Origin of the sequence: Prosthecobacter sp. (assembly GCF_044373815.1) — a bacterium.
Classification (GTDB): Bacteria; Verrucomicrobiota; Verrucomicrobiia; order Verrucomicrobiales; family Verrucomicrobiaceae; genus Prosthecobacter.
The window spans coordinates 1-11,880 of sequence record NZ_JBIPNG010000181.1; the positions used below are offsets into that span (position 1 = coordinate 1).

Consider the following 11,880-nt stretch of genomic DNA (forward strand, 5'->3'; position numbering starts at 1 on the left):
CCCCGAGGTGCCGGACAATCTCTCCGACGAGGAGTGGCCGTTCTGGATCGACCTCAATCGTGTGATCTGCCAGGCCTGTGAAGCCGACCTGAACCGGCGCTTTACCACCGCCTCGGATTTTGCCGAATCCTTGCAGCACGTCGGTGACATCAAACCGGAAAGCTTTGTCCGCCGCTTCAGCCGTGCCGCCATCATCACCACCCTGACATCCTTCCTCGTGGCAAGCGGCCTGGTCATGGCGAAGCACCAGCGTGAATGGAGCTATGAAATCCCCTTGCCGGTGAAACCGCCGCCGGTGCTGCCGGCACGCCCGCAAACACCCACGCCCACCAAAGTCTGGCAGAACCGCTACAAACAGTGGTTCACGTTCAAACAGGACCGCCACGTCGCGGACCTGCCGCTGGATGCTGATCTCTTCCGCAAGTTCCTCGATGCCACCTACGGTGCCGCCGAGTACGAAGTCACCCCCGTCACACTGCCGGACAAAAGCACCTTGTATGCTGCCGTGATTCCGAAAGAGGAGGCAGACGCCTTTTGCGCGTGGATGACCGCCACCGATCGGCAAAGCGGACACCTGGATTCTGACCACGAGTACGCCTGGCGTCCGGCGGGCATTCCACAAACACCAGGCGCCTCCAAACCGAAGCCCGGCCACAGCGCGATTCGCTGTGAGATCGTGGGCGTAAAATTCGGCAGCCTGAACATCGCCAGCACGCCTTCGGGGGCGGATGTCTTCGACGGCGAACGCCTCATGGGCCGCACCCCGCTCGCCCTGCCCAAGGTGCGCGCAGACAGCTTCAGCTACGAGATCAGCCTGCCCGGTTACAAGCCGGAGCTGGCCGCCGGCAAGCTCAAGGAAGGTCAGAGCATCAGCTTCAATCTGCGCCTGAAAGCCACCGGCTCGGTGGTCTTTGGCAAGCCCTGGCAGAACAGCCTCGGCATCAAATTCGTGCCCCTTGGCAAAGCCATGCTGGCCACCATTGAAACGCGCCGCAAAGACTTCGCCGAATTCGCCAAGGCAACCAATCAACCGCCGGTGGAGGGTCGCGTGCTGGATACTGAACCCAACCTGCCCGTCAGCATGGTGAACCGTTCTGAGGCCGAGCAGTTCTGCCGCTGGCTGACGGATCGCGAGCGCGCGCAGGGATTGCTCGAACCGGATCAGGAATACCGTCTGCCAAGCGATGATGAATGGAGCATGGCCGCCTATCTCTCGCGTGAGATCGGCACCAATCCCTCCGAACGCAGCCTGCGCATCGAAGGTATCTACCCCTGGGGGTTCATCTGGCCGCCACCCGCCAAATCCGGCAACTTCCTCGACAAAAGCGCCGACAAGACGGCCAAGGTCGCCATCCCCAAATACGACGACGGCTTTGCGGGGCTCGCTCCTGTGGGTTCCTTCCGCGCGGATGGCCGGGGCCTGCATGACCTTTCCGGCAACCTCTGGGAATGGGTCTCCGACTCATGGAACACCATGCCCGATCAGGGCGTCCTGCGCGGCGGCGCCTACACCACGTCAGAGCGCCAGGAACTCCTCGCATCCTTCCGCCGGCACGCCACCGCCACAGACCGCCATCCCGACGCCGGCTTCCGCCTGCTGCTCTGGAACATCGGCCAGCTGGCGCGCGAGGATGAAGATTGAGCCACAACTTTGTGGGAATAAGCAATCTTCGCCTCTTCTCCCACGTATCAGCACACCCAACGCCATGAAACTTCGCCTCGCTCTTCTTTCCGCCCTTGCCGCCGCCTTCTGCATCGCCCAGGCCGAGGACAAACCCAAAACCGACTCCAAAACCATGCCCAAGCCCGAAATCGTGAAGTCTGAAAATGACTGGCAAAAAATGCTCACCCCCGAGCAGTTCCAAGTGACCCGCATGCGCGGCACCGAACGCCCCAACGGTGCGGCCTATGAAGAATTCGAGAAGCAGGGCGAAGGCACCTACTACTGCGTGTGCTGCGGCGCGGAGCTCTTCACCTCCAAGGAAAAATTCCACTCCGGCTGCGGCTGGCCTTCCTTTTACGACTCATCCAAGGCCAAAGGCGTCTTCGAAAAAGTGGACAACAGCCACGGCATGAAACGCATCGAAACCGTCTGCAAACGCTGTGACGCCCACCTTGGCCACGTCTTCGAAGGCGAAGGTTTCAAAACCCCCACCGACCGCCGGTTCTGCATCAACGGCGTCGCCTTGAAATTCGTCCCCAAAGGCGGCGAAGCCCCCAAGCTTCTTGAAGTCAGCTCCACCGCCGTGCAGCAGAAGAAAGACGAAGTCGCCAAAGAAGGCGGCGTGGAGAAAAAGTAAGTACGACAGGCACTCCTGCCTGTCGGCCAGCGCTCTCTCCAGCCCTCATCGCTACCGAGCACCTTAGCTGTGCCGAAAGCCAAGTCTGGTCCAGCGCGGAGCGCAGGTCTGAATCCCTGCCAGTGCGGGTTGGGCCGAGTTGAAGGTGGCAGAGCTTGCGCAAACGCTGAGCGACAGGCAGGAGTGCCCGTCGTACTTCCTGCCCGCACCATTCGCATCCTACGATCTGAGAATTCCCACCGTCAAAATATAGAGTACCATTGCCCACCAGCCCCAGGAAGCCACATGGCTGGTGAGTTCAGGAGTGGCCGCTCTCACAGCAAGGTAGTCTTTTGACATCACCTTTTGTGTGGTGGAAGCCAGCAGACATACCAGAAAGATGATTTCGGTCAGCAATGTGAAGATGCTTCGGGGCAGTCTAAAGAGATCGTTCACGGCACAGAACCCATAAAACACGAAGGCCAAGACCCAGCCCCAGCGTCGGAGGAGGCATAGACCTATGCCGCTAGAAAGAGGCAGAAAAGGCAGAAGAGTAGTCACCCAAGCCCATCCCGTATAAACGTTACCTGTTTCCTCCAGGCGATTTTTGACAAGGTTGATCGTAGCCAGCAAAACAAAAACTCCGATGGTAATGCTGAATACGCCGCAGGCTTTCAAATTCGCTTCAGCACGCAAACAAGGCATGCGAATGCTCGAAGCATCAGCAATCTCAGGTAATATGCTGGCCTTCGGTGCCGCGTAAGGATTGAGCTCCTCCATGGGGTGCGTCCGACGGTGCTTCTACATCTTCCCCGTCTTCACAAAGTCGATGATCTTCTGGTCATCGTCCCCTGCCGCCCACGTCACGCGCAAAAAATCAGCGGGATGCAGCCTGTGCTGCTCAAAGAACGCGCGGTCTCCACCGCAGCCGAACATCGTGTCCGGGTCCATCTCTCCACGCAGCTTGGCGCGTGCCTTCACGATCAAACGCGGCAGCCACGGAATGCCGTCAACCGCTGCCGGCTTGGGAGGAAGTGCGCTCGGCGGCACCGTTTTTCCAGTGCGCTGGCTCTTCTGCACCACGCGGAAGTAATCCCTGCGCACCGCCGCCACCAGCAGGCTGGTCTCCAGTGTGGGGCCTTCCACGCCATACCGGCAGTGATCATCGACGAAGTCGAAAAACTCCTGGGTCGTGTAGCCGATGCCGTCCAAAAAAGCCTTGTCCGCCTCCTTGAACCAGCTGACCGCACGGGTGTCTCCCCCAAGGTGCAGTTTGGAGCAGCGCTCGAAGAGTTCGCGGAAAGTGGTGTCCCAGGTTAAGTCGCTCATAAGAAGAGGCTACGCTTAACGACGGCGCATTGAACGTCAAATATTCGCGCGCAACCAATCCGCACCTCCCGTGGTTTACATTGCGCATGACCCTCGCTAGCATGGCAGCCACACTGCCAGCCTACCTCATGCCCGAACCGGAACGGAACGCCCTCTCCCATTCACCGCCGGCAGCTGCCGACGATGCCGGGGAGTCTTCCGACCAAGAAAGCGTCCGGCTCATGCTTCGCGTCAAGGAAGGCGATGTGAAGGCCTTCGAGCAGCTTGTGGAGCTGCATCAAAACGCCGTCGTCGGCACCTGCGCCCGCATGCTGAACAACATCGACGACGCGCACGACATCGCGCAGCAGGTCTTCATCCGTGTCTGGCGCAGCGCCCCGCGCTATGAGGTCACCGCCAAGTTCACCACCTGGCTCTTCACCATCACCCGCAACCTCGTCTTCAACGAAACCCGCCGCCGCTCCCGCCGCAAGGAAGTCAGCATGGAGCAGGAGAACGAAGACGATCCGCCGAAGTATTTTACCGATCACAGCACTCCCGGCGCCGATCACATCACGCAACAGACCGAGCTGGAGCAGGCGCTCGACACCGCCATCGCCGCCCTGCCCGAGAAGCAGCGCATCGCCGTGATCATGCGCCGCCATCAGGACCTGCCATACGAGGACATCTGCGCCGTCTTGAAAATGTCTCTTCCCGCCGTGAAAAGCCTCCTCTTCCGCGCCCGCACTGAATTGCGAAAGCACCTCGCCGCGCATCTGGGAGAGGAAGTGGAGTGAGGGCTCCCGGCTTCTGAGAAGTACGATGGGCACTCCTGCCCGTCGATCAGCGCTCACGGAAGCCGCATCGCCAACAAGTCAAATGACGCTCCCGTGCGTCGATCCCACGAGTCTGCAAGCACTAGCGCCAATGCGGATAAGCATGGTTGTCTGCGCATTGGGACGGTGCGTGAGCAGGTGGGTTAGCGGTGCCGCTGATCGACGGGTAGGAACCGGAGCGCAGCGTAGATAGCCAGCCGCAGGCTGCCCGCAGGGCGAACCCAGTGAGGCAATGCCCATCGTACCTCTGATCAAAACGCCCCCACCAACGGATTACCGGCTGTCGATCCACCGCTTTTTGATTCTTGAAGTTTCCCCCAGCCTCAGGCGTACTCTCCGCCTTCGCATGAAACTCCTTCTGCTCGCCCTTCTCGCCCCCACGCTGCTGCTCGCCACCCCGAAGCCGCTGTTCACCTCCAAGCTCATCACCAGCGCCACGCCAAACCACAGCGTGGACATCGATGTCTCGCTGGAAGGTGCGAAGGAGCTCTACCTCGTCGTCACGGATGGTGGCAACAGCTTCACCGCCGACTGGGCGGACTGGGCCGAGCCACGTCTCATCCTGGCCGATGGCAGCGAGAAAAAGCTCACGGAGATCGAATGGAAGTCTGCACAGACCGGCTGGAACAACGTGCGCGTGAACGCCAGCGCCGGGGGCACCGAACTGCGCAGCGCAGGCAAGGCCATCGAGTACGGCATCGGCACGCATGCGAACAGCATCATAGCTTTCAATTTGCCCGCTGGCACGAAACGCTTCAAAGCCCGGGGCGCACTCGATGAAGGCGGCACCAAGCAGGGCAGCACCAGCGTCGAGTTCCGCGTGTACACGGAAAACCCCGGGCCCATCGCCACCAGCGACAGCAGCTCGCACGATCCAGCCGATGCCGTCGATTCACTCACCGTGCATCCCGAGCTGCAGGTGCAGCTCTTTGCCAGCGAGCCCATGATGGAGAGCCCTTCCAGCATCGACATCGACCACCGTGGCCGCGTCTGGGTGTGCGAACTGGTGAACTACCGCAAGCACCTCGGCGAACGCGCCGAGGGCGACCGCATCCTCATTCTCGAAGACACGGACGGCGACGCCAAGGCCGACAAATCCACCGTCTTCCATCAAGGCCATGATGTGGACAGCGCCCACGGCATCTGCGTGCTCGGCAACAAAGCCCTCATCTCCTGCGGCGACGACGTCTTCTGGCTCATCGACGACAACGGCGATGACAAAGCCGACCGCAAAGAACTCATCTTCACCAAGATCGGCGGCGCGCAGCATGACCACGGCATCCACGCCTTCCACTTCGGCCCGGATGGCCGCCTCTACTTCAATTTCGGCAACGCCAGCAAACAGCTCTGCGACAAGGACGGCAAACTCATCACCGACATCCACGGCATCAAATGCACCAACCAGAACAACCGCCCTTATCAGCAGGGCATGATCTTCCGCTGCGAGCTTGATGGCAGCAATGTCGAACTGCTCGCCTGGAACTTCCGCAACAACTGGGAAGTCGCCGTCGATAGCTACGGCACCCTATGGCAGTCCGACAACGACGACGACGGCAACAAAGGCGTGCGCATCAACTACGTCATGGAGTTCGGCAACTACGGCTACTCCGACGAAATGACCGGTGCCGGATGGCAGACCCCACGCCTCGGCTGGGAGAGCGAAATCCCCCTGCGACACTGGCACCAAAACGACCCCGGCGTCATCCCCAACATGCTGCAAACCGGTGCAGGCAGCCCCACCGGCATGCAGGTCTATGAAGGCGATCTCCTCCCCAGCATCTTCCACGGCCAGCCCCTCCACTGCGATGCCGGCCCGAACATCGTCCGCGCCTACATCACCCAGCCCGACGGCGCTGGCTACAAAGCCGAAATCGTCAATATCCTCGAAGGCACCAAGGACAAATGGTTCCGCCCCAGCGACGTCGCCGTCGCCCCCGACGGCTCCCTCATCGTCGCCGATTGGTACGACCCCGGCGTCGGCGGACATGGCATGGGAGATGTGACGCGCGGCCGCTTGTTCCGCGTGACGACGAAGGCGGCGGAGAAGTATCAGGTGCCGAGTTTCAAGCTGGATACCGTTGAAGGAGCCGTGGCTGCCTTGAAGTCATCGAATGAAGATCAGCGTTATCTGGCGTGGAAGAAGCTCGAAGAAATCGGCTCCGAAGCTGAGCCCGAGCTTCACAAGATCTTCCGCGACACCAAATCCGTCCCACAGCATCGCGCCCGTGCCCTGTGGCTGCTCACAGCTCATGAGTGGGAGCGCATCAATCCCGGTTCCGACAAACCCAACCCGCACGACATGACCCTTCCCGAGTGCCTCACCCAAGCCCTCGCCGACACCGATCCCAACCTCCGCATCACCGCCATCCGCGTCGCTCGCCGTCTGCTGCAGCAAGCGCATCCTGAGATGTTGCATGAGGTGATCGCAAAGGTCGTGGAGGACGCTTCGCCTGCGGTTCGCCGGGAAGCGGCGATTGCGCTTCGGTTTGACCAAAGCACAGATGCACGGGGCCTTTGGGCAAGGATTGCCTCCCAGTCCCGGAAATACGACAGGTGGATTGTCGAAGCGCTAGGGCTCAGCAATGAAGGACGCGAAGAATCAAGGATCGCCCTCATTGGTGACGCAGGGAACCAAGATGATGATGAAATCTCCGCTGAACTCATCCTGCGTCATCGCGATCGCAGCATCCCCGGTTTTATTGCGGACCAGCTCGTGAGCAGCCGGGACTCCCAAGCAGCGCATTTCCGCAAGCAATCTCAGCGCTGCCTTCGCGCTCTCCAAATTCTACAAACCAAATATCCCGCCGAAGTCGCCGCCGCCGCTCTCTCCATCTTCCTCAAAGCCGATAGCGAAACCTCACTCGCTTCCACCGCGCTGCTTGATCGCAACACCATCACCTCCAATCCCGAGGCCAAAGCCCGCCTCGACTCCCTCCTCAAACCCGTCATCGGCAAACCCGAGTTCATCTCCCTCGTCGAGCGCCTCAACCTCACCGGCTTCGAGAAGGAACTGCTCGATTACATTGTCGCCAATCCAAATGCGCCCGAGTCCGTCAACGCCGCACGCCTCATCGCCGCGAATCGCGATGGCGCGCTGCGTTTCCTCAAAACCGCCGATGCGGCATCCGCCAAGGCTCTCATCGCATCACTCGGTCGTGTCAGCGATCGCGCTTCCGTAGCCGTCTTGAACCAAGCCTTCTGGCCGGAAAAACGCGCAGACGTCCGCCACGTCATTATCGACGCCCTCGCTCTCAGCGGCGAAGGCGGACGCGCCATTCTCAAGTGGCAGAGCGAAGGAAAACTGCCCGCCGAATTCAAAGATCAGTCCGCCCTCGCCCTCAGCCGCAGCACCGATGCCAGCGTGCGCGATCAAGCGGCCAAAGAACTCCCCCTGCCCGCCGCGCAAGGTTTGGAAAACTTCCCCAAGCTGCCTGAACTCGTAAAACTCAAAGGTGACGCCGCCAAAGGTCAGCAGATGTTCATGCAGGCCGGCTGCGTGGCCTGCCACCGCGTCAAAGGCCAGTTCATCGACTTCGGCCCCGACCTCTCGCAGATCGGAGCCAAGCTCTCCGCCGAAGGCCTCTTCACCGCCATCCTCTACCCCAGCGCCGCCATCGAGCACAGCTTCGTCGGTCAGACTGTCACGACCAAAGAAGGCCAGACCATCACCGGCTACCCCATCAGCGAAACCGACACAGAACTCACCCTGCGCATCGCGGGAGGAGCCTCCACACCCGTCAAAAAATCCAGCATCGTCAAAAAGGAAGAGATGAAACTCTCCCTCATGCCTCCCGGTCTTGCCGGAGCCATCGGCCCCCAAGGCCTGGCCGATCTCGTGTCGTGGTTGCAGACTCTGAAGTAGTACGACAGACACTCCTGTCTGTCGATCAGCGCTCCCGCAGGCCCCAACGTCGTTGAGCCGCCAGACACTCCTGTCCACCTGTTCCACGACTCCGTCAGGCCATGGAGTGCTCAAACTGACATGCTGCCTCACTGCGATGAGTTTGCGAGCTTGCGTAGAGTTGGAACTGCTCCGGGCTGTTTTAGGTGAAGCGTGAGCTCGCCTGTCTGCGATAGCGCTGGCCGACAGACAAGAGTGTCTGTCGTACTCCAGGCGTTGAAACAACCCGCATTCCCCATCGTTTAGCCACACCATGCGCCTGCTCCTTCCCGTCCTCCTCGCCATCGCCCTGCCGCTCCACGCTCAGAAGGCGGGCAAGACCAAGCCCTTGATCAAGCTGACCGATGTCGAAGTCGCGACGAAGGATATCGTCTATAAAGCCACGCCGCAGGGCGAGCTCAAACTCCACGTCTTCTCGCCCAAGGGCGAAGTTCAAATCACCGCGCTCCGCCCCTGCGCCGTCTTTTTCTTCGGCGGTGGCTGGAAGAGCGGCTCCTACCTCCAGTTCGTCCCGCAGGCCGAATACCTCGCCAGTCGTGGCATCATCGCCATCAGCGCGGATTACCGCATTCTCAATGTCCACAAGACGACGCCTGACAAAGCGGTGGAAGATGCGAAGAGCGCCATCCGCTGGGTGCGCGGCCATGCCACGGAACTCGGCATTGATCCGACCAAAGTCATCGCAGGCGGCGGCTCCGCCGGCGGCCACCTCGCCGCCTGCACCGCGCTAGCTTCCGCCTACGATGCCGAGTCCGACGATAAAACCATCTCCGCCAAACCCAACGCTCTGGTGCTGTTCAATCCCGCCATGAATATCGCCACCCTCTTCAAGCAGCGCGCCACCGGCGACGGCCCGATGACGTTGGAGATGGCGGAGGCGATCACCCCCAACAGCTTCGTCAGCAAAGACACCCCGCCCGCCATTCTCTTCTTTGGTACCGCCGACAAGCTCAAAGCCGGTGGCGACGAGTATGTGAAAAAAGCCACCTCATTCGGCCTCCGCGCCGAGATGTGGTCCGCAGCGGACATGCCACACGGCTTTTTCAACAAGGAGCCCTGGATTCAAGTCACCGCGAAGAAGATGGACGAGTTCCTCACCTCCCTCGGTTATCTCGGAGGAGACCCCACCCTCAAGCTTCCAGAAAACGCGCCCTCATTGAAGCATGAGAACTGATTGAAAAAAGCGGCGCGAGCGACGTTTCTTCACCGCATGCTCACCGAATCTTCCCGCGCCGCCGATTTCCCCAGCCTCAAAGGCATTCATTACCTCAACACCGCCGCCGAGAGCATCCCGCCGCTCTGTGTGAATGAGGCCGTCGCGGAATACATGCACCACAAGTCGCTCGGCATGCGCGGGCGCGATTTCCATTTCCCGCGTGTGGAAGACTGCCGCGAGATCACCGCCCGGCATCTCGGCCTCAGCACAGATGAGGTCTCCTTCTGCTCCTGCAGCTCCGAGGCCTACAACCTCCTCGCCAACGCGCTGCAACTGACCCCGAAGGACGAAGTCATCGTCACCGATCTCGATTTCCCCGCCGGAGCCACGCCCTGGCTCACCGCGCCCGAGGCTTCACGCCCCGTCACACGCCTTTGGAAAAATCGTGAAGGTGCATTGGATCTCACCGATCTCGCCGCGCTGCTCAACGATCGCACCGCTCTCGTGCAGGTCAGCCTCGTGAGCTTCTACAACGGCCACCGCATCCCCTTCGCCCCGCTGCGCGACATGATCCGCAAGCTCGCACCGCAGGCGGTCATCGCCGTCGATGTGACTCAGGCGCTGGGCCGTGTCGCGCTTGATTGCCAGGACGCTGACATCATGATTTCCAGCACGCACAAATGGACCCTCGGCATCCATGGCGGCGGCGTCATCGGCATTCCCAAAAAATCCGCGTCTCGTCTTACCACCACTGCAGGTGGCTGGTATCACATCGCGAACGCCTTTGATGCCGACCGCTTTGAAAGCGCCCGCATCAAGCCCGGCGCGCTCAGCTTCTCCGTCGGCATGCCCAGCTTTGCCGCGCTGTATGCCTTGAATGCCTCGCTTCGTTACCTTGAGACTGTCGGCATGGACAAGATCATCGCGCATGCAGATCCGCTCGTCGCCCGTGTGCATGCCGGATTGAAGGAGCTGGGCCTCACCGCGCTCAGCGCCGCCCAACCGGACTGCTCCAGCGGCATCGTCGCTTTCAAACACGACAACACCGCCGCCATCAATGAGGCCCTGCTCGCGCAAAACATCCACGTCATGCATCAGGTGGGCCGCATCCGCATCGCCGTGCATGGCTACACCACCGCCGAGGACATCGACAAGCTGCTGGCCACGCTGCGCAGCACCATCGGAGGTTAGGCCTCCGGCCTGACAACGGATCGAGGCGTCCCGCCTTTTTTCGGGACGCCCCTTGCCCTGACAGTCAGCAAGCCTATCCTCAGCAATCTTGGACTGGGAATCGCCAAAACTCCTTCTGCTCATCCTGCCCGCAGTCGCTCTGCTGCTGTGGATCGAATCGCGCTCATCGCATCCCATGACCGGACTGCGGAAACGCCTGCTGCTGGTCACCCGCGCCATCGGCGTGATGCTTGCCATCGCCGCGCTCGCCGGACCGGCCCGTGTGACGCAGACGGGGCGCAAGGCGCTCGGCATCATCGTAGATGCCAGCCAGAGCATGGGCGAGGAAGGACTCAAGAAATCGCTCGCTGAAGCGGCGCGCGTGCGTTCGGGCCTCGGCAGCGGGATTGATTCCTTTGTCGTTCAGCTTGGCTCGCAGCCCGAGCTCCTGCCCGCAGGCAGCACGCCCGCCATGCAGGCCGCATGGCAAAAACAAAACGGTGGCGACAGCCATTACGCCGCCGCCGTCGAATACGCGGAGGCTCTGTTTCCACCCGGTGCCAGCCGCAACATCCTCATCATTGGCGATGGCCATGAAACACGCGGCAGCCTGCTGGATGCGGCACGCGAAGCGGCTGTGTCAGGCATCAAACTGCACGCGCTGCCCGTGGCGGGCCCCAATCGCCCAGATGCACGCATGCTGTCGCTCACGCCCAATCGCACCCGTTTGTTTGAAGGAGCCAGCCTGAGTTTGAAGGCCGCCTTTGAGAGCACCATCGCAGGCACGGGCACCCTGAAGCTCTATGAAAACGGGATCGAGGTGGAAAAGCGCCCCGTCACGCTCAAGCCCGGCGCCACGCAGGAGATCGTCTTCAATCGCACCCCATCCACGCGCAACACCTTCCAATACCGCGCCGTGTTGGAAGGAATCGCTGGCGACACCTTGCCCGGCAATGACAGCGCCCTCGCCATCGTCGATGTGCGCGGAAGGCTGCGACTGCTCTACATCGAATCCGACGCCGCCGAAGGCCGCTACCTCATGCAGGCGATGGAGAAGGAGGGCATCGAGCTGGACATGCGTCAGCCGGGCAATCTCGCGATCACATTTGAAATGCTCGGCGGCTACGATGGCGTCATCCTTTCCGACGTTCCCGCACATCAGCTCGGCGAGCCGCTCATGAATGCGCTGCGCGATTACGTCGATAAACTCGGCGGCGGCCTCGTCATGCT

Annotated in this window: 9 protein-coding genes; 7 read left to right on the forward strand and 2 right to left on the reverse strand. The window is 61.1% G+C overall.

The features are described 5' to 3' along the window. Both ACIREA_RS15630 and msrB read left to right on the forward strand, forming a co-directional pair. Window positions 1-1,642: SUMF1/EgtB/PvdO family nonheme iron enzyme (locus ACIREA_RS15630; protein WP_397383223.1), on the forward strand; the 1,642-nt coding region annotated here is incomplete at its 5' end. Between the two features lie 64 nt (window positions 1,643-1,706). Next, a complete protein-coding gene (gene msrB, locus ACIREA_RS15635) occupies window positions 1,707-2,300 on the forward strand; it encodes a peptide-methionine (R)-S-oxide reductase MsrB (RefSeq protein WP_397383224.1) in 594 nt (197 codons plus the stop codon). A 219-nt stretch (window positions 2,301-2,519) separates the two neighbouring features. On the opposite strand, the gene ACIREA_RS15640 is transcribed toward msrB, so the two are convergent. Both ACIREA_RS15640 and ACIREA_RS15645 read right to left on the reverse strand, forming a co-directional pair. Beyond that, complete coding sequence (locus ACIREA_RS15640; RefSeq protein WP_397383225.1) at window positions 2,520-3,059, reverse strand: hypothetical protein; 540 nt, start codon at window positions 3,057-3,059, stop codon at window positions 2,520-2,522. Window positions 3,060-3,080: 21 nt separating this feature from the next. Further along, complete coding sequence (locus ACIREA_RS15645; RefSeq protein ID WP_397383226.1) at window positions 3,081-3,608, reverse strand: hypothetical protein; 528 nt, start codon at window positions 3,606-3,608, stop codon at window positions 3,081-3,083. 86 nt (window positions 3,609-3,694) lie between these two features. On the opposite strand from ACIREA_RS15645, the gene ACIREA_RS15650 reads away from it, so the two are divergent. The 5 genes from ACIREA_RS15650 to ACIREA_RS15670 all read left to right on the forward strand — a co-directional run. Further along, window positions 3,695-4,384, forward strand: coding sequence for an RNA polymerase sigma factor (locus ACIREA_RS15650; RefSeq protein WP_397383227.1), 690 nt, complete (start codon window positions 3,695-3,697; stop codon window positions 4,382-4,384). 385 nt (window positions 4,385-4,769) lie between these two features. Beyond that, window positions 4,770-8,285 carry a PVC-type heme-binding CxxCH protein gene (locus tag ACIREA_RS15655; RefSeq protein WP_397383228.1) on the forward strand — a complete coding sequence of 1,172 codons (3,516 nt, stop codon included), beginning with the start codon at window positions 4,770-4,772 and terminating at the stop codon, window positions 8,283-8,285. A gap of 292 nt (window positions 8,286-8,577) precedes the next feature. After that, window positions 8,578-9,498: an alpha/beta hydrolase gene (locus tag ACIREA_RS15660; RefSeq protein WP_397383229.1), complete on the forward strand. Its 921-nt coding sequence runs from the start codon at window positions 8,578-8,580 to the stop codon at window positions 9,496-9,498. Window positions 9,499-9,534: 36 nt separating this feature from the next. Beyond that, complete coding sequence (locus ACIREA_RS15665) at window positions 9,535-10,671, forward strand: aminotransferase class V-fold PLP-dependent enzyme (protein WP_397383230.1); 1,137 nt, start codon at window positions 9,535-9,537, stop codon at window positions 10,669-10,671. A gap of 88 nt (window positions 10,672-10,759) precedes the next feature. Further along, window positions 10,760-11,880: VWA domain-containing protein (locus tag ACIREA_RS15670; RefSeq protein ID WP_397383231.1), on the forward strand; the 1,121-nt coding region annotated here is incomplete at its 3' end.

Coding starts and splice junctions, on each gene's coding strand:
- msrB (WP_397383224.1), top strand. CDS start 1,707: ATGAAACTTCGCCTCGCTCTTCTTTCCGCCCTTGCCGCCGCCTTCTGC.
- ACIREA_RS15640 (WP_397383225.1), bottom strand. CDS start 3,059: ATGGAGGAGCTCAATCCTTACGCGGCACCGAAGGCCAGCATATTACCT.
- ACIREA_RS15645 (WP_397383226.1), bottom strand. CDS start 3,608: ATGAGCGACTTAACCTGGGACACCACTTTCCGCGAACTCTTCGAGCGC.
- ACIREA_RS15650 (WP_397383227.1), top strand. CDS start 3,695: ATGACCCTCGCTAGCATGGCAGCCACACTGCCAGCCTACCTCATGCCC.
- ACIREA_RS15655 (WP_397383228.1), top strand. CDS start 4,770: ATGAAACTCCTTCTGCTCGCCCTTCTCGCCCCCACGCTGCTGCTCGCC.
- ACIREA_RS15660 (WP_397383229.1), top strand. CDS start 8,578: ATGCGCCTGCTCCTTCCCGTCCTCCTCGCCATCGCCCTGCCGCTCCAC.
- ACIREA_RS15665 (WP_397383230.1), top strand. CDS start 9,535: ATGCTCACCGAATCTTCCCGCGCCGCCGATTTCCCCAGCCTCAAAGGC.